Source organism: Gordonia heveisoli (assembly GCF_030315745.1).
GTDB lineage: Bacteria > Actinomycetota > Actinomycetes > Mycobacteriales > Mycobacteriaceae > Gordonia.
Genome location: NZ_JASXSH010000026.1, coordinates 16,248 through 32,013 on the forward strand (window position 1 = coordinate 16,248; position 15,766 = coordinate 32,013).

Annotated in this window: 30 protein-coding genes; 1 reads left to right on the plus strand and 29 read right to left on the minus strand. The window is 65.9% G+C overall.

From position 1 onward, the window contains the following. Positions 1 to 109: 109 nt before the first annotated feature. Complete coding sequence (locus QSJ18_RS18185; protein WP_286328048.1) at positions 110 to 439, plus strand: DUF4429 domain-containing protein; 330 nt, start codon at positions 110 to 112, stop codon at positions 437 to 439. On the opposite strand, the gene QSJ18_RS18190 is transcribed toward QSJ18_RS18185, so the two are convergent. The 29 genes from QSJ18_RS18190 to QSJ18_RS18330 form a co-directional block, all read right to left on the minus strand. Continuing rightward, positions 425 to 784, minus strand: a complete 360-nt coding sequence (locus QSJ18_RS18190; RefSeq protein ID WP_286328049.1) for a hypothetical protein — start codon at positions 782 to 784, stop codon at positions 425 to 427. The genes QSJ18_RS18185 and QSJ18_RS18190 overlap by 15 nt on opposite strands. 38 nt (positions 785 to 822) lie before the next feature. Then, on the minus strand, positions 823 to 1,137 hold the full coding sequence (locus QSJ18_RS18195) for a hypothetical protein (RefSeq protein ID WP_286328050.1): 315 nt from the start codon (positions 1,135 to 1,137) through the stop codon (positions 823 to 825). 9 nt (positions 1,138 to 1,146) lie between these two features. Continuing rightward, positions 1,147 to 1,431 carry a hypothetical protein gene (locus QSJ18_RS18200; protein WP_286328051.1) on the minus strand — a complete coding sequence of 95 codons (285 nt, stop codon included), beginning with the start codon at positions 1,429 to 1,431 and terminating at the stop codon, positions 1,147 to 1,149. A 77-nt stretch (positions 1,432 to 1,508) separates the two neighbouring features. Then, on the minus strand, positions 1,509 to 2,309 hold the full coding sequence (locus tag QSJ18_RS18205) for a hypothetical protein (RefSeq protein ID WP_286328052.1): 801 nt from the start codon (positions 2,307 to 2,309) through the stop codon (positions 1,509 to 1,511). Positions 2,310 to 2,381: 72 nt separating this feature from the next. Further along, entirely contained in the window at positions 2,382 to 2,768 is a 387-nt protein-coding gene (locus tag QSJ18_RS18210) for a hypothetical protein (RefSeq protein ID WP_286328053.1), read from the minus strand. Continuing rightward, positions 2,765 to 3,040 carry a hypothetical protein gene (locus QSJ18_RS18215; RefSeq protein ID WP_286328054.1) on the minus strand — a complete coding sequence of 92 codons (276 nt, stop codon included), beginning with the start codon at positions 3,038 to 3,040 and terminating at the stop codon, positions 2,765 to 2,767. Before QSJ18_RS18215 ends, QSJ18_RS18210 begins: the two co-directional genes overlap by 4 nt. Further along, on the minus strand, positions 3,040 to 3,363 hold the full coding sequence (locus QSJ18_RS18220) for a head-tail adaptor protein (RefSeq protein ID WP_286328055.1): 324 nt from the start codon (positions 3,361 to 3,363) through the stop codon (positions 3,040 to 3,042). Before QSJ18_RS18220 ends, QSJ18_RS18215 begins: the two co-directional genes overlap by 1 nt. Beyond that, complete coding sequence (locus tag QSJ18_RS18225) at positions 3,350 to 3,748, minus strand: Gp19/Gp15/Gp42 family protein (protein WP_286328056.1); 399 nt, start codon at positions 3,746 to 3,748, stop codon at positions 3,350 to 3,352. Before QSJ18_RS18225 ends, QSJ18_RS18220 begins: the two co-directional genes overlap by 14 nt. After that, positions 3,745 to 4,041 (minus strand): hypothetical protein, encoded by a 297-nt coding sequence (locus QSJ18_RS18230; protein WP_286328057.1) that lies wholly within the window; start codon positions 4,039 to 4,041, stop codon positions 3,745 to 3,747. The genes QSJ18_RS18225 and QSJ18_RS18230 overlap by 4 nt, the downstream gene beginning before the upstream one ends. Further along, positions 4,038 to 4,961 (minus strand): phage major capsid protein, encoded by a 924-nt coding sequence (locus QSJ18_RS18235; protein WP_286328058.1) that lies wholly within the window; start codon positions 4,959 to 4,961, stop codon positions 4,038 to 4,040. The genes QSJ18_RS18230 and QSJ18_RS18235 overlap by 4 nt, the downstream gene beginning before the upstream one ends. Positions 4,962 to 4,994: 33 nt before the next feature. Continuing rightward, complete coding sequence (locus tag QSJ18_RS18240; RefSeq protein WP_286328059.1) at positions 4,995 to 5,360, minus strand: capsid cement protein; 366 nt, start codon at positions 5,358 to 5,360, stop codon at positions 4,995 to 4,997. Between the two features lie 2 nt (positions 5,361 to 5,362). Further along, positions 5,363 to 6,508: a head maturation protease, ClpP-related gene (locus QSJ18_RS18245; RefSeq protein ID WP_286328060.1), complete on the minus strand. Its 1,146-nt coding sequence runs from the start codon at positions 6,506 to 6,508 to the stop codon at positions 5,363 to 5,365. Then, positions 6,502 to 7,812 carry a phage portal protein family protein gene (locus QSJ18_RS18250; protein WP_286328061.1) on the minus strand — a complete coding sequence of 437 codons (1,311 nt, stop codon included), beginning with the start codon at positions 7,810 to 7,812 and terminating at the stop codon, positions 6,502 to 6,504. The genes QSJ18_RS18245 and QSJ18_RS18250 overlap by 7 nt, the downstream gene beginning before the upstream one ends. 14 nt (positions 7,813 to 7,826) lie before the next feature. Further along, positions 7,827 to 9,338: a terminase large subunit domain-containing protein gene (locus QSJ18_RS18255; protein WP_286328062.1), complete on the minus strand. Its 1,512-nt coding sequence runs from the start codon at positions 9,336 to 9,338 to the stop codon at positions 7,827 to 7,829. After that, complete coding sequence (locus QSJ18_RS18260; RefSeq protein WP_286328063.1) at positions 9,316 to 9,639, minus strand: hypothetical protein; 324 nt, start codon at positions 9,637 to 9,639, stop codon at positions 9,316 to 9,318. The genes QSJ18_RS18255 and QSJ18_RS18260 overlap by 23 nt, the downstream gene beginning before the upstream one ends. 421 nt (positions 9,640 to 10,060) lie before the next feature. Further along, positions 10,061 to 10,384 (minus strand): hypothetical protein, encoded by a 324-nt coding sequence (locus QSJ18_RS18265; RefSeq protein ID WP_286328064.1) that lies wholly within the window; start codon positions 10,382 to 10,384, stop codon positions 10,061 to 10,063. Between the two features lie 91 nt (positions 10,385 to 10,475). Continuing rightward, positions 10,476 to 11,114, minus strand: a complete 639-nt coding sequence (locus tag QSJ18_RS18270; protein ID WP_286328065.1) for a hypothetical protein — start codon at positions 11,112 to 11,114, stop codon at positions 10,476 to 10,478. Beyond that, positions 11,111 to 11,407 (minus strand): hypothetical protein, encoded by a 297-nt coding sequence (locus QSJ18_RS18275; protein WP_286328066.1) that lies wholly within the window; start codon positions 11,405 to 11,407, stop codon positions 11,111 to 11,113. The genes QSJ18_RS18270 and QSJ18_RS18275 overlap by 4 nt, the downstream gene beginning before the upstream one ends. Next, a complete protein-coding gene (locus QSJ18_RS18280) occupies positions 11,404 to 11,604 on the minus strand; it encodes a hypothetical protein (RefSeq protein ID WP_286328068.1) in 201 nt (66 codons plus the stop codon). The genes QSJ18_RS18275 and QSJ18_RS18280 overlap by 4 nt, the downstream gene beginning before the upstream one ends. Further along, positions 11,601 to 11,741 carry a hypothetical protein gene (locus QSJ18_RS18285; RefSeq protein ID WP_286328069.1) on the minus strand — a complete coding sequence of 47 codons (141 nt, stop codon included), beginning with the start codon at positions 11,739 to 11,741 and terminating at the stop codon, positions 11,601 to 11,603. The genes QSJ18_RS18280 and QSJ18_RS18285 overlap by 4 nt, the downstream gene beginning before the upstream one ends. A gap of 29 nt (positions 11,742 to 11,770) precedes the next feature. Further along, on the minus strand, positions 11,771 to 11,977 hold the full coding sequence (locus QSJ18_RS18290; RefSeq protein WP_286328070.1) for a hypothetical protein: 207 nt from the start codon (positions 11,975 to 11,977) through the stop codon (positions 11,771 to 11,773). Then, positions 11,974 to 12,402, minus strand: a complete 429-nt coding sequence (locus tag QSJ18_RS18295) for a RusA family crossover junction endodeoxyribonuclease (protein WP_286328071.1) — start codon at positions 12,400 to 12,402, stop codon at positions 11,974 to 11,976. Before QSJ18_RS18295 ends, QSJ18_RS18290 begins: the two co-directional genes overlap by 4 nt. 95 nt (positions 12,403 to 12,497) lie before the next feature. Next, positions 12,498 to 13,001, minus strand: coding sequence for a hypothetical protein (locus tag QSJ18_RS18300; RefSeq protein WP_286328072.1), 504 nt, complete (start codon positions 12,999 to 13,001; stop codon positions 12,498 to 12,500). Further along, positions 12,998 to 14,116, minus strand: coding sequence for a hypothetical protein (locus tag QSJ18_RS18305; RefSeq protein ID WP_286328073.1), 1,119 nt, complete (start codon positions 14,114 to 14,116; stop codon positions 12,998 to 13,000). Before QSJ18_RS18305 ends, QSJ18_RS18300 begins: the two co-directional genes overlap by 4 nt. Then, positions 14,113 to 14,274, minus strand: a complete 162-nt coding sequence (locus QSJ18_RS18310) for a hypothetical protein (protein ID WP_286328074.1) — start codon at positions 14,272 to 14,274, stop codon at positions 14,113 to 14,115. Before QSJ18_RS18310 ends, QSJ18_RS18305 begins: the two co-directional genes overlap by 4 nt. Then, positions 14,271 to 14,540, minus strand: coding sequence for a hypothetical protein (locus tag QSJ18_RS18315; RefSeq protein ID WP_286328075.1), 270 nt, complete (start codon positions 14,538 to 14,540; stop codon positions 14,271 to 14,273). Before QSJ18_RS18315 ends, QSJ18_RS18310 begins: the two co-directional genes overlap by 4 nt. Further along, a complete protein-coding gene (locus tag QSJ18_RS18320; protein WP_286328076.1) occupies positions 14,537 to 14,773 on the minus strand; it encodes a hypothetical protein in 237 nt (78 codons plus the stop codon). Before QSJ18_RS18320 ends, QSJ18_RS18315 begins: the two co-directional genes overlap by 4 nt. Continuing rightward, positions 14,766 to 15,062: a hypothetical protein gene (locus tag QSJ18_RS18325; protein ID WP_286328077.1), complete on the minus strand. Its 297-nt coding sequence runs from the start codon at positions 15,060 to 15,062 to the stop codon at positions 14,766 to 14,768. Before QSJ18_RS18325 ends, QSJ18_RS18320 begins: the two co-directional genes overlap by 8 nt. Then, positions 15,055 to 15,699: a hypothetical protein gene (locus tag QSJ18_RS18330; RefSeq protein WP_286328078.1), complete on the minus strand. Its 645-nt coding sequence runs from the start codon at positions 15,697 to 15,699 to the stop codon at positions 15,055 to 15,057. The genes QSJ18_RS18325 and QSJ18_RS18330 overlap by 8 nt, the downstream gene beginning before the upstream one ends. Positions 15,700 to 15,766: the final 67 nt, after the last annotated feature.

Consider the following 15,766-nt stretch of genomic DNA (forward strand, 5'->3'; position numbering starts at 1 on the left):
TTGCGTACCCAATGTTCGCCGTATCGGACATATGGAAACCTCCCCTTGATCAGATGATTTTGAGAATCGAAGCCCGACAATCCGAGCTGGTCATGTCAGAATTTCCCGCATGAAAGCAAAGGGTTACAACGGGACAGTCGAGTTCAACGGGCAAGCGGTCATCATCACGCGTGAGGGTTTCAATGCACGCGCGACGGTGGGCAGCGGCTCCAAGTTGATTCCACTGCGCTCCATCAATGCAGTGCAGTGGAAGCCGCCTAGCTTCCTCACCAACGGCTTCATCGAGTTCACCATCTCGGGCGGATCCGAGGTCAGCGGCGGCGCCGGTCGTACGTCGAAGAATGTCACGAATGAGAACGCGGTCATCGTGACCCGCAAGCATGTGGACGAAATGCTCGCGCTCAAGGCTGCCGTCGAGGCTGCGCTAGTCGCCCCGTGACGACGTGACCGGCTTCGCGTAGCGCTGCTGACGCTCGATCATCTTCTGATCCCGGGCCTGCTGCCGAGCCGCCTCGGCCTCGGCCTCCTCCGGGTTGCGCCACGGATGCGCGTCCGGTGCGTTCTCACTCATCGACTTCGCCTTGAGCTCCCAGAGGTCCGCGAGCAGATAGTCGGTCAGGCTGAAGACGTGGTGGTCGTTGTTCACCCGCCGGGCCAGGGATGACTCGTGCGCGCGGTAGGTCAGCAGATCCTCGACGAGGGCCCAGAGTCGGCGCGCCGTCAGGGATCCGCGGTAGAAGTCGATCAGGTCGATGCCGTGAATGGCGGATAGGTCTGCCTCCACCTGGTCGCCGTACTCATCGAGCAGGCGCAGGAGGCGACCTAGTTTCCCTGGTCGAGACCGAATTCGTCCTGGAACTTCTCACCGAGGTCGTTGAGGTCGTCAGCGACCGCACCTGCGGCGATCAGCGCCTGCCACTGGTCATGGCCGAGCAACGCCTTGATGCCCTGTAGATGGTTGCCTTCAGAGAAGTGGTCGAGCGCGGCCAACGGCCAACGTCCGTGCGAGCGTGGGATCTTCAGCTCGACGCCACACTGCTCAATGACGGCGTAATCACTGTCGGACGCCTCGTTGCGTCGGGCAGCGGCGGGCGCGGCCTTCTTCGCGGGACGCTTCCGGGGGGCGGGTGCAGACATTCTCAGCTCCTATCGGTTGATGGTGCGCCAGATGTGCGGCGCGAGCGCGGCCACGATGCGGCCGGCAGGCTCGTCGGGGACATCGGCGGCAGTGAGGCCGCGGTAGATGTCGGCAAGCGGGGTGACGATCGACGCGGCACGATCGGCCGCCGCGATGGTCGCGGCATCCTCGGCGAGCGCTTCCTCGACGACCTTCGCGAGCTTCCCGCGCAGTCGGGGAGGGATCGGCTGGCCTGACGCGAGCAGGCCGAGCCGCTCCCCCGCATCCCGCATCTGTTGTTCGGACGGGACCATTTTTCAGCTCCTACAGCTCCGGGTGGTGAACCCTGCGACGCCGGGCGGGAGCTGAGGACACCCGGCGCCGCAGAGAATCAGGCCGGGGCGACCGTGACGCCCGCCCCGCCGACGAGGACGCCGGGCACCGGCAGGGTGACGGTGAACGGGCCGGTACCGGTGACCGACCACTGCGACGCCTTGAACCCGTCGTCGAGTCCGGCCAACGCCGCCTTGACCGCGGCGGCGTTGGCGTCGAACGCGATCGTCGCGGTGTTGCCCTGGAAGGTGAGCGGGAACGTGCCCGAACCGGCGGTGACGGTGACCAGGTAGTCCGAGACGCCTGCGGCGCCGCCGATCTTCTGGAACACATCCTTGTTCGAGTCGGGGCTGTGGTGGACCACGAACTCGTACGACTCCTGCTCACCCTCGACCGCGCCGCTATGCGACTTCAGTTCGAGGGTGGCCGGACGCAGCGTCACCCGCGCGAGATCGGCGAAGCCCTGATCCACGGTGCGGTACAGCACGTAGAACTGCAGATCCTTCGGCACGCCGATCTTGTCGGGCGCCGAGCCGGGCAGAACGATCCCCGCGGTGACCGCGTTGTCCTCCAGCGCGGTGAAGCCGGTCTTGACCTTGCCCTTCGAGAACTTCTGCCGATACGAGGTGTAGCCGAACCCGTCGAACTCCTTGAGCTCGCCCGACGGATCGACCGGGATGCCCTTCTTCGCGTCGATCAGGCCGACGTAATCCCAGCCCTTCGCGGCGAAGTCGTCGTCGACGGTCGCCGGCAGGACGTTGGCAATGCCGCCCGCGGCGTCGACCGACGCCTTCGACTGGATCCAGACCTCGGCCTCGTCCCAGATGTGCGAGGCGTCGGGATTGATGGTTGCAACCATGAGTTTCCCTCCTTCAAGGGCAATTAGTGCCCTCGCGGGCATGAGCACACCACCCGGCAGGGCGGCGTGAGATCAGACGGTGCGCAGGCGAAGTCGCACCGTGAACGACGCGAGATCACCGCGCGTCTTGTCGTCGCGGGCATCGAGGATGCCAGTGCCCGGCAGGATCGCTGCGACATCGGGCACGCGAGAGCCGAGCAGCAGGCCCAGCGCCCAATGCACGTACGTGCGGTCGCGGCCCGAGGTCCACGACGTGACTCGGATCGTCGACTGCGTGGCGACAGGCCACGCGAGCGGACCGCCGTCGTCGGCGACCAGCAGGACCGGAGCCGACCCGAGGGTCCAGTCGCTCGGCAGTTCCAGGACGACGCGCAGCTCCGGATGATCCACCGCGGCGCGCTCTTTCAGCCATGCTTTGACCAGGGCGGCGCCGTCGCGCGGCCGACGGACGACCTTCACTCGGCCACCTCCGTCACTTCCAGACCAAACCTGGCCGCGGCCCGGGTCAGTGCGCCGTCGCTCGCCTGCAACTGGCGGCCGCGCGGATCGGCGATCGTCACCGCGGCGGCACCGCGGTCGGTCGTGTACTCATCGACCTCGACCTCGACGTCGTCATGGGCGTCGCGGACCTGCTCGGCGATCGACTCGGCGAGCGCGTTGATGGCGTCGGCGCACCGGTTCTTCAAAATGAACGACACGCCCTTGCGGTCGAGGCGGAAGGTTCCCGCCATCAGCCCGCCGCCCGTGTCGCGGTGATGTCGTATCCGGAGAGTTCCGGGTCGTCCGGGTCGATGTAGGCCTGTGGGTTGCCGTCGACGCGGTAGGGATTTCCTCGCACGATCAGCGTGGAGTTGTTGTCGATGCCCGTGGTGACGGGGATGAACACGCGGATCGCATCCTCTGTCCCCTGGCGGCCGCGAGCGACGAGTTCGTCGGCCGACATGGGCTGCACCTGGCACCCGTCGACCGCTCCAAGGCCCACCGAGGCGACGAGGCGGCCGTCGTCATCTCGGGTGAAATCTCCTCCGATGGTGACGGTTTCAGTACCGAGCATCGTCGTATCCGTCGAAACATGCGGCGGGCATGGCTGCACTGAACAACCCGAGCTGGCGCCAATGCCAGTCGGTGATGACCACCGACCCGCCGGGACTCGCCAGCGTCCCCGTCTTCGACCTCGGCCCTTCCACGCGTTGGTAGGACAGGTGCCCCGGGTACGCCCCGGTTGTCATTGCGGTCTTCACGACGTCGATCGATACCGATCGTGCCGTGGGGTCATCGTCAGCAATCGGGGTATTGCGCACCCGCTGGTAGCGGTCGCGGATCTGTTGCCCGACCGACGCGAGCAGCGTGTCTGCGAGCGCGGCCTCGGCGCTGGAGAGAGGGCGCCACGCGTCAGCGAGTTCGACCGAAGTGAGAAACGCCCCCTCTCCGGCAGTCATCCGAGCGCTTCGATCAACTGTTGGCGAGTCATCGACTCGACCTCAGCGGCGTCGAACCCTTGCGCGAGGGCGTAGTCCCGCCATGCCTTCACGCTCGCCGTCCTCCCCGGCTGGGTGCCCGCCTCGTCGGCCCGAGTGACGGCGCCCGGCATCGGCTCGATGAAGCCCTCACTGACGAGACGGGATGCTGCCTCGTCAGTGAGGTGGTCGATCACAGCGCCGCGATAGTGGTACTGAACCTCCCCGTCGTCGCCGCATGTCAGGACAAGCGGCGAGGAGACGATCCAGGTCACGAGAGCACACCGGTGATCTTGTAGGCGGCCTTCGGTTCGAGCACGATCGGCACGGTGACGCGACGTGCACGCACCCGCCACTGATCGTTCTCATCGTCGCGGATGGTCTTCGCCTCCACGCCGACGCCGCCAGCCGACACGTAGCCGGGGCCGCCGAGCTTCTCGTCGGCCATGCCGCCGAGCTGCTTCGTGTCGACGATGAGCGCCGTCTTCGACATCCCCAGGTTCGGGGTCGGAAGGACGGTCAGGCCACCGACGTTGAGGAAGTCGCCCGAGTAGACCGGGTTGGACTTGTCCTCACGCGCCCGCAGGCCCGCGATGGCCGGATCCGAGGCGATGATCGCCCAGGTGAGGTCATCGACCACGAGTACGTCCGGCTCGAAACCCTCGTTCAGCGCGCGGATCGCGGCCTTCGCCTTGAGGACGTCCCGCAGGATCGTCGGAGTGCCGGTGTCCCACACCGCCGACGCGCCGGTGCTCTGGGTCACCGCGGATGCGATGGCCGACAGGGCGATCGAGTCGATGGTCTTCACGAGCTGGTTGACCTGCTTGGTCAGCGCCCGATTGACCGGATCCATGCTCTGCCGCGAGATCGACTCATCGGTGATGAGCGAATCCTGACCCCACTTCTCGGTCTTCGCGAGCTGCGGGGTGCCGGTCCCCACCGTGGTGATCGGATACTCGGCGCCAGCCGCGACCGACTCGGGCGCGCGATCGGAGTAGATCGACTCCCCGGTCTCATAGAGAACGGCGCCACTGTCGGTCGTCAGCCGCGCCGACAGGAGAACGTCGGCGATGAACCGCTGTTCCGCGAGGGTGCGGAGACGACGGGCCACCAGGGTCGGAGACTTCAGGAACGTCGAGATGGTGAGCTGGTCGCCGGACACACTGGGCGCGGCCGGCGGGTAAGTGATCGCCACGATGGCAACCTCTCTTTCTGTGTTGGCGCGCGCTCAGCGAGCGAGCTTGACGAGAACCTTGGAGTTGGCGGCGGCCGACAGGGCGACGCCGACGATCTTGCTGTAATCGGTTTCCGATCCGATGGTCGCCACAGCGCCCGACGCTGCGGCGATCACGTTGGCACCGGCGGCAATTGCGCCAGAGGCGGTCAGTTCGTGCACACCGCCGGAGGTCACATTGACCTTGGCGCCGCTCGCGGCGTCGTGTTCGGCGACGCCGATCCACGCGGACGACCCCGCGCCAGCTGCGGCCACGGTGCGGTCGCCGGTGACGGCGACGAGCTGACCGCCGGTCACCCCGGCCGACGTGGTGTAGGTGACGTCCTGGCCGGGACGGAAGATGCGATTGGAGAGCGCCATGATCAGGCCTCACTTTCCGGGAAGAGCTTGCTGTAGACGTCGTCGGCGGCGGCGTCCTGGACGTCCTGGCCGTGACCGATCTCCTCGACAGGGATGGTCCCCTTGGGCAGGCTGTTGATGACATCGGTGATGCCTTCGCGGTCCGCTTCGAGCTGGGTCAGCCAGTGAGCCTTGCGGGCTGGCGCGATGCGGCCGTCCTCCATCGCGGCGACGACGAGACGTTCGTCTGCGTCGCGGACCTGCTGGAGACGTGCCTGTCGGCCATCCTCGGCAGCTGCCGCGAGCGCCTGATACTGGTCGCTGTCGACCAGGGTGAGGCCGAGTTCCTTGGCAGATGCGGTGATCTGGTCGACGGTCGGTTCCGCCGGCTCATTGGCGGTAGTCTCGGCGATCTTGTCGTCGAGTGCCTTCAGGATGGTCTCGTCGTTGGCGTCGGCGGCGATGCCGAGGCGCTCTACGAGGCCCTCATTCAAGGTGGACATATGGTCCTCCTCCTTCTTGTTGACCTCTGACGCCACGGCGGCGAGAGGAGTTCGTGTGCGCCGGTTGATGATCGACCGGTCGAACAGGTTGCGCGCCGGGGCAGACTCGGACGATTCGGCGGCTGTGTCGACCCGATCGGCAAGCCCCGCCTCGACCGCTCCGTCTGCGGTGTACCAGGTCTCCTTGCGCATCACCGCGCGCCATTCGTCGACGGTTCCACCGGCGCGTTCGGCGTAGATCGACGCGATGTTGTTGCTCGCGCGTTCGAGCATGTCGACCATGCGCTGCATCTTCTCTGCGTTACCGACAGTGATCCCGACGGCGTCGTGAATCATCATCTCGGCGTTGCGGGACATGACGATTTCGTCGCCTGCCATCGCGATGAAGCTGGCGGCCGACGCAGCGAGACCGTCGATCACGGTGGTGACCTTGGCGGGATGGTTCCGCAGCGAGTTGAGGATCGCGATGCCATCGAACACATCTCCGCCCGGACTGTTGATCCGGACCGTCAGATTGTCGACGTCGAGTGCGGCGATCTCGCGGGCGAACACGTTGGCCGAGACGCCCCAGAACGGGTCGATCTCGTCGTAGATCAGCACCTCGGCCGACCGGTCGTCTGCCTTGGCGGTGATCGAGTACCAGCGAAGCGAATTCGGGGTCACCATAGTGTCGGCTCTCCATCCGTGCGGGATTTGCGATTGGTGGTCTTGGGCGGCGACGGTTCGGATGCGACGTCCGACGTCTCAACAGAGTCGCCTGCGGGAATGCCGAGTTGCTGTCGGACGACGCGCTTGGCTACGTCATCCGGATCGAGGAGTCCGGCCTGGACCAGCATTGCCAGGGCCGCAGCCGTTGCATCCTGCCGAGAACCGATCTCGTCGAACACGATCCGGGGTGCGGGTTCGTCCGGTCCCCAGTTCAGATCGACGAGATCCTCGATCACATGCGCGCTGGCCGTCGCTGCGATGTGCTCGGCGAACGTCTGGACCGATTGGACGAACGTGTCCGCCTGAACCGACGCGAGGGCGTACGAGCCGCCGCGATCGAGGTTGAGGAAGTGAGCCAAGCCCGCGAGCGCGATCTGCTTGTCGTGGTACTCGATGGCCTGCCGCAGGTCTGGGAGGTTACCGCTCACGCCGAGCAGCTTCATGTCCCAGCCGTTGGGAAGTCCGACGCCAGAGTGGTTTCCGCCCTTGAATCCCGACGCGATCTCCTTGGCGCTGTCGACCTGAGCCTGGTCGTCGGGGTCGGCGGTGGTGACCACCGGGACGCCCATGCCGTTACGACGAGCGGTCGCGGCTTCGATCCGCATCAGCTCGTCCTTGAGTAGCCAGTGCTTGTACGCCGGACGAAGCAGTGAGCGGCCAACCCACTGCCCGGGCTTGGGGTCTCGCACGTACGCGACGAGACGGTTGACCGGGATCACTGCTGGCTTGATGCCGTAGACCTCGCCGGTCAGCGTCGGTGAGTCCTGCTCGATGGACACCAGGCCGCCGTCAAGTGCGACGTTGATCTTCGAGATCGTCGGCTGCGGGCGCGGCGCCAGCTTCCGAAGGTGCAGACGTCCGTCATCGCCAAGTCGATAGACCTGCTCGAAGAAGCTGTGCCCGTAGTCGAGCATCAGCAGCGCCCATTGAAGGTGCTGCGCCCACGAGAACCGGTCTCGGCTACGCCCGGTCGGGATCGGTGTCTCGGCCCCGAGAATCGGCAGACCGGTGTCTCGCGCGCAGAATTCGGTCACCTCGTCAGAGGCCCCGTTCTGGTCAATTCGCCACACCGTACGACGGATAGGCAATCCGATCGCCTGTAGCAGCGATGCAACCCGTCCGTCCTCGGACGCCATGCGCGAGAACACATGGTTCGATGCCGGCCACTGGAGCGCGTCAACCTTCTCGTCGCGGTTCCACTGCGACCAGTTCAGGCCATCGCCGTTGACGTATCCGGATTCAGTCACCGGTAGTGCTGCCATCTGGTGACCTCCTCTCAGAATGCTTCGGCCAAGACATCGAGCTCAGCGGCGCGGCCGCCTCGCTCCCGGACGACCTCCGGTGTTGCTGTGCCGCGACTGGTTTCGGTGCCAAACGTCAGGAGCGCCCAACGCGCAATGGTTCCGGCGAGTAGCGCGGCAACCGACCCTTCGGTGCGGTCCCAGACGAAGTCGCCCTGCGGCATGGTGCGTTTCGCCGCCGCCGCGACCGCATCGGTGAAGATCTGTTGCCCAGCGTGCGACAGCCGGGCATCGGCAGCGTCGTCGAGGAACCCCTGGCAGGCCATTGCCATCTGCGGGGTGCCGGTCACCTCCGGTTCGATTCCTTCCTCGGCGAGGAGGGGAACCACTGACATTGCCGACGACTTCCGATCGATCACCAGAACCGCCGGATCCCACGCGGATACGACAGCCCGGATGTATGCGGCCACCGCCCGCAGTGACGCGGCCTGGTGGAACCCGATCTCGATATGCACCCTGCCGTCCGCCGTACGCTGCGCCGCAGCCAACGCCCAGGTCTTGCCATCCACGGATCGGTCGAGCCCGAGTGCGATCGGACCAGTTAGGCGTGGAGTCAGATTCTTCATGGTCGACCACGCCTCCGCGTCGATGATCGCCTCGTGCGATTCGCCGTCCGTGGGCCAGATCCCTCGGCCGAGCGCCTCGACCTCGAAGGAGCGCCGCGCGGCGGCCGTCCGGACGGCGCGGATCTCCTTCAGCATCTTCGCGTCGGTCTGGATGACACCAAACGACGGATTCGCCTGGCGTGCCGTCTCCAGATCGTCCCAATCGCCGTCAGGCGCCATGTACTCCGCGAAGTACAGGCCCGCGCCATGTTCCAGTCCGCGGCGTCGTTGCCCGGCGAGCACGGCACAGTTGATGTGCTGCTCGGCATTCGCAGCCGACGAGGCGTAGATCGTCTGCGGATTCTTCGACGCCATTTGGGTCCAGGACAGCCCCGAGGTCTCCGACTCGGTGAGGTTGTATGCCTCGTCGTAGATCACCAGGTCGACCTCGTCGAGGCCACGGCCCGAGTCGTTCGATCTGGTGATGAACGTGATCTGCGCACCAGATGCGAGCTCGATGTACGCGCTGCCCGGCGCCATCGAGTTCGCCACCACGCGCTTGTTCAGCGATGGCCGCGACTTGATGATCGCTGAGAGCCGTTTGTAGGTGTTCTTGCTCGTCTGCCACCGCTGCGACGAGAACACGATCTTCTCGTTCAGCAGGAACAGTCCGAACAGACAGCGCAGCACCAGGATCAGCGTCTTGCCGTTCTGCCGAGGCACCAACAGCAACACGTCCGGATGGGTCCACATCCCGTCTGCAGCGCGCCGCAGGATCCCGATCAGCGACGCGGCCTGCCAGGGCAACGGAACCGTGCGCGTCTTCCGCGCAAACTCCACGGCCCGCAGACCGTCGGTGTCGTCCCCCTCGAACTCGGAGAGGTTCTCAGGCTCCTGCCGGCCCGTCAGCTTCGGAAACTCAGACGTTGCAGTCGTCGTCATCGTCAGCGCCCGTTGCCGGCGGTTTGAGCTTGAGCACCTCGGCCACGATCCCGCGCAGCGCCGTCGCATTCTGCCGAGCCTCCGACAGCGCGGAGTCGATCTTCAGCTCGTACGAGTCGGTCTGCACCTTGTGCACCAGAACGGCCCACGTATCGACGTCGCCACGGACGAGCAGGTCCAGTTGATCGCCGCGGTCGGCGAGCCGTGCCGCTTCCAACGCCAGTCGGCGCACCGCTTCGGGGTCACCCTCGGCAACCAGGCTGTCAAAGAGGCGCTGACCCGCCTCGCCCAGGTTGGTCAAAATCCCCCCTGACCTGCAAAAAATAAAAGAGGGACTACCGCGGGAGTCTCGCTCCCCGGCCCCCCCTGCCGAGAATTTTCGGCGGGGGGTCACGGCCAGGGCATCGTGAGGTTTCCGAGGCCTCCTGGCGCAGTTGGTCGTTCGCCGCCGAGTGCTGGTCGTTGGCTGTCGCGCGTTCCGTCGCCGCGCTCACGGTTGCATGTCATGTGCAGCAGCCGATCTGCTTTGGTCCCGCCGTGACTGCGGCTGATGCTGTGGTCGGCCTCAAGCGCCGCGCGGTCGAAGTTGCTGTCGGACAGGCGATACATCGGCTGGCCACACCACCAGCACGGCGCACCGTCGAGGTGTTGCCGTAGCAGATTCTCGCGTTGCTTCCGGTGTGCGTATCCGAGGCCTCGTTGATGTGCCGACTTGGTGGTACTCACCGGTGCTCGGCCTCGGCGATGTCGGTCTCGTGCGGTCCGGCCTCGCCGTCCCATTCCCAACCTGCCTCGCGGTAGGCGTCGAGCTCGGCCAGCCATGCGGCGCGAGCACGGAACACGCGCTCGTCGTAGACCCGCTTGGCGCGCGCGATGAGCGTGATGGGCGAGATGACGAGGTACATGATCCAGCCGAGCATGCTGCACCTCCCGTGGAAGTTGGTGCCCCACGACCACAGCTCGACCACCCGACGCAGCGGGCTGTGTGAGTGTCGTGGGGCGGGTGCCGGGATCGCGCGGGTGTGGTGCGCCGATCGACCGAGCACGTCAGAGACGACTCATCCCCGGTGCCGCATGGGCTGTCCGGGGATGATGGTCGCGCAGGCGCAGCCTATCACGAGGGTATGCCGCCGCAGGTCAGCCGTCCGATCTCGGCATGTCACGGTGTGCGGCGAGGATGTCGCCGAATCGGTACAGCTTGACCTCCACATCCCCGTTCCTGGCCGTATCGAGTGGCTGCACGCGAGACTGTGCGATGAGCCGTCGCAGTCTGCCGCGCGTCAGGTCCGGCTCCCCGACCTTGCGTGCGACGACCTCGACGGTGGCCAGCGATACCCGTGCGTCCTCGGCCTTGGCGCGATCCTCGGCAGCGAGTGGTGCATCCATGTGTGACCACGACAGCGCACGCTCACACCGCTCGATGATCGTGCACAGATCATGGAAGCTTTCGACCCCGGACTCGATGAGCTGCAGGCCGAACCGATGGTCAGTCAGCCAGCGACCCATCGCCGTGATCGACTGGCCGCCCTCGTAGCTCAGGTCACGCTGCTCGCACAGGTCACGGATCACGGCCACCACCGTCGCACCGAGATCGTCGATGAGCGTCTGCATCTCGATCGAGTACGGCGGTCTGGACTTCGGTACGCTGCGGCGCACGCTGTCACCGCGCCGGCTGCCGGTGACCGCCACAGCCAGCTCCGTCTCCAGGCCGGGTAGCTTGGCGAGCTGGTCTGCGAGGTGGTCGATTTCGGCGCGGGTGAGGTATCCGTCGGTCATGCAGCCACCTCCGGGGCGAGGGCTGCGCGCATCTCGGGACTGCGAGCCACCTCCGCGAGCTGGCGCCAGCTGTTGCCCGCGTACGCATCCCGCTCGATGGCCGCCACGGCGTCGGCCACCCACCCTGCCACATTCGCCAGCTCATCCGCGATCGACGCACAGCCGGGGATACAGGAGATCCCCACGAGCACCTGTCGTATCGCCGCATCCATCGCCTGGCGCGACCGCTCGCCGCGCATCATCGCGAGTCCGAGGATCACGTCGACCGGGATGCCGTCACGGTGCGCACTCATCGGGTCTCCCGCACGGTCAGCGTGTTGGCGATGCGCTCGCCCGGGCGGTCTGGGTTGACGGTGTGGAACGTGACGGGTGCGGCGCCGGTCCAGCCAGCCTCCTTGCACTGCACCACGAATCGGGACAGGTCATCGAGCGTGAGGCCGCCGTAGCTGACCATCTCGGTGGTGCGGGTTGTGCGGATCGTGTCGCTCATGCGCTGGCCTTTCGGGTGGCGGGTCGGGGAATCAGGCGGTAGTTTTCGGTGATCCAGGCGGCGATGTGGTCAGCCAATTCGCCTCGCTCGACGGGTGTTTCGGCATGCATGTAGGCGGTGATCGCGTCGTCGATCACGCCGGACAGTCCTGAGGTTCGTGGGCGCCTCATCGGTGCCCGCTTCGGAAGCACTCGCAGCACAGCGAGTCGAAGGCGGGTGACAGGAATCGCTCATGGCCGACGTCGTACTCGGCGTGGCAGCGGCGGCAGGTCCAAGCGATCTGGCCCGCGTGATTGGTGCCGGCGAGCTCGGCGCGGCGCTGGGCCGTGTGGGCGATGGTGGCGTGCGCGTCATGGGCGGTCGTGTTGGTCATGACTCCCCCTCGATGCAGTCCGGTCCGCATCCGTGCGGCCGGTCGTCGGTGGATCCGCAGACGAAGCAGGTGGCGCCGTATGCGGGTAGCAGCTCGACGGTGATGTGTGGGGTGGCGTCGCGCACATGCCGGATGCGGTAGCGCACTTCGGTAACGGTCGAGCTGTCGTCGTCGGCCCACACTCCGGCGTCGGTGAGTCCGTCGAGGATCGCTTTCATCGTCGGGTCCCAGTTCGCGACGTCCCGACGTCGGCAGTCTTTGACGACCCATGTGCCGACGACGACACAGGGTCCGATGTCGGCGATCCTGGCGATTTTTGCCAGTGCGTACGCCTGCTGCCGCACCTGCTTGGTGATGCGCGCTTTCGTCATGTGGTGCAGGCGCTGGTTGCTGGTCAGCGGCGGTCTGGGATACGGGAAGGTCATAATCGGCCTGTGAGCCATTTTTCGTGCCTCTCGGGTACTGGGTGTGGGCGAAGGGGTTTTCGGGCGTCTGTGTCGATACGAACGGGCGGGAATCACTATCCGACACCTGCTCGCCTCCCATCCCTGAGGCGAGCGACGCACGGGATCTTGCGGATCATGTTCGTGGCGAGATTCAGGCACGCGTGCTCGGGAGCTGACTTGCAGGTCGGGCAGGTGATCGTGATTGCTCCGTGCTGCTCGTAGGCGTCCCAGATCGGATCGCCGTCGGCGTTCGCGATCGGGAGTCCGCCGAGCTGCGGGTCTGGTGCTGCGGGTGCGGGCAGGCTGGCGAGGTCGGCGCCCTTCTCGCGCTCGGCCCGTTCGCCTCGCGCCTTGCGAGCCAGGGCGATGATGTCGCCCGGCTTGGGCGTGCTGGCCCCGGCGGTCTGGTAGTGCGCAGTGACGGCATCGAGGATCGTTGGAACCTCGAACCCGAAGGGCGCGAACGCTTCCGCCCAAGCCTTGATGCGAGCCTTGTCGGACGTCATGCGGTCGTCGAATATCTCGGCGCGTCCGAGTGCCACAGTGGCGCAATGGATGTCTTGCTCGGTGATGGTCACGGTTGCGCCTCCTGGGATCTGAGTTCTTCGATGAGCGCTTCCCCGGCGGCGAGGGTGGCGCGCGCTCTCTGGGTTGCCTTGGTCTCGGCTGCGGGTCGGGATGCGAGCCGGGCGCGTAGGGCGTCGGCCACGAGATGTGGGAGCAGCTTGGGTCCGGCATTGGGTCGCGCGGACCACTCCCGGATGGCGGTCTCGATGTCGGCCCGGTCGATGCGTGGGTCTGACGAGAGCCGCTGGACCTCGCGGGCGAGGCTGTCGCGGACCGTGCGCGGTATGCCGGCGGGCGTGTTGAGCCGGACTGCGGTTGCCGCCGCGGACCCAATGGCGACGTCGGCGTTGCGGCCGACGGTCTCGATCGCGGTGGGCGCCGGGACGAGCGCAAGCGACGGCCCTTGGCGGTCGTCGTCGGCAGGCGGATCCGGGATGGGTGTTCCGTCGTCGAACTCGGTGCTCGGCTGCTGCGGCTGCTGCGGCTGTTTCGCGCACGCGTCCGCGTCGCGTTCAGAAACGCAAGCAGCACTATCGGTAGGTGAGTAAGAACTAACAGTTACGTTCTTCCCCTTCCCCTCCCCCTCCCCACCACCTTCGCGAAGGGTTCCGGAAGGGTTCAACCCTTCGTGAAGGGTTACGGAAGGGTCCGCGAAGGGTTCCGGAAGGGTTTCGTAGGGGTTCCCGATTTCGCCAGGATCAAGTTCGTCGGCGACGGCATCGGCATCTCGTCTACGGAGTCCCCGAAGCTCGTCTGCGACAGCCCTCCGGAGACGTTCAGAGTCGACGAGTTGAGCCGCTTTGAGTGCGCTCTTGAGGACGTTCGGCTGCTTCAGCACGCCGTCGTTCCGGATGAATGAACGGACGAACAACTCGTGCGTCTCAATGTCGAAGCACACGAACCGAGCGGCCTGGAGTTCTCCGAGCGCGGCGAGAATATCGGCCTCGGTCGTCGCGTCAGCGCCCTGTGCCCACTTGCGGATCATGAGCGGTTGTATGCCCGCATGGTTCAGGTCGCGTTGAGATAGCAGCAGGAGGTAGCAGCGCTGCGCGTCCACGGACAGTTTGCGGAAGTCCCTGTCGCGCCAAATAGTTACCGCGACGCGGCCGAAGGTTCTCGTAGTCACGCTTTCCCCTCCTCGTCGTCGCTGACGGCCTTGACGCGCCCCAATCGGCAGTCGGCACAGATGCGCCCCCACGCGTTGATTTGCGCGTGGCAGTTGGCGCACCGGGGGTACCATTCGTGCGCCACATGGGTTTCCGCGATTGCGGCCTCGTTGGTCATCGGTCAGCCTTCCTGAGTAGTCGGGCGCTGAATGCGGCCAGCACTTCCCGCTCGTTCTTGCGGTAGCCCTCCCACATGTCCCATCCGGCCTCGACCGCGTCGGCGAGCAGCCGATACGCTTCGGCCTTCCGTCGCAGGGCTTCTGGGGTGAATGCGGGCGAGATGGCGTGGGTGGCGACCTGGGCGATTGCGATGTGGTTGCCCTTCGCGTCACGGGCGCAGAGGTCGCCGGACCGCAAGGTGATGATCTCGATTTCGTTGGTCATCGGTCAGCCTCCAAAAACGCGACCCGGCCCGTGATCCACGACTTGACCAGGAACCGCCAATGCAGCGGATTACGCGGATTTAGACGGCGGTCCCACACCTCAGTGAACTGGCCGACTGCGAGATGTTCGCGCCACGCGGGTACCCACCAGTCACCGCCATCGCACTGGCCGATGACACCGCAGGTCTCGGTGTCGAACGTGAAATCTCGCCCGTAGGCACGGAAGTCACTCATGGCACATCGCCTCCAATTCTTCGGCCGAGTAGATGAGTCGGGCTGTCGCGCAAGGCCAAGGTTGGTAGGAGAGGTCCCGGCTGGTCCAAGTTTCATGGGCACACGTCCGACAGGACGGCTCATCGGCCCAGCCGTCCTCGGTGACCGGCTTGTGCAGGTCGCGGATCGGTGCGAGGGCTTCACGGGCGGCGTCGATCATGAGGTCAGCCTCGGTGGCGTGCTCAAAGTCGTGGTCCGCACCCCCGACAGCCCACGCCCGCCGTGCGGCCTCGCGCGCCGGGTCACTCATCACTTCCCGCCTTGAAGCTGTTGGCACGCAACCGCAATAGCGGAATCAACGACTCATACTCGGCACGCCACCGAACAAGATCGTCAGCGTCACCCACCCATTCGGCGGCACGTGAATCAACTTCCGCCATGAGGGTGTCGATAGTCCCGCCATGCCAGCACCCGACATGCAGGGCATGTCCGGTGGTGGTGCGATGCAAAGTGATAGTGACACTTTCTGACCCGATAGGCCCGATGGTGAGAATGTCTTGCGGGTCCTCAATCAGACCGTCGCCGGACACCTGGCCGTAGCCGAACACCTGGCCGTGGTCGGACACCTGGCCGAAGCCGAACACCTGGCCGTGGTCGGACACCTGGCCGAAGCCGGACACTCGGCCGTAGTCGGTCACCAAGCCGTTGCCGGACACCCAGCCGTTGCCGGTCACCAAGCCGTTGCCGGACACCCAGCCGTTGCCGGTCACCAAGCCGTTGCCGGACACCCAGCCGTTGCCGGTAAGATTGTCGACAGACTCAACCCAGCCACCCCGATCACCCTTGCGCACACCGTGATGCGGCAAATCTACGGATGCTTCAATCCTGTGCAGGGTGCGCCCACGAAATTCCTGCGTCTCGTCGGTCAGCTTGTAGTGGCGGCTCATCGCTTCCCACCTTCGCGTAGTAGTCCGGCGTCGAACATTGCGCGCGCTGTCGCCAGGGCGTCCGTGC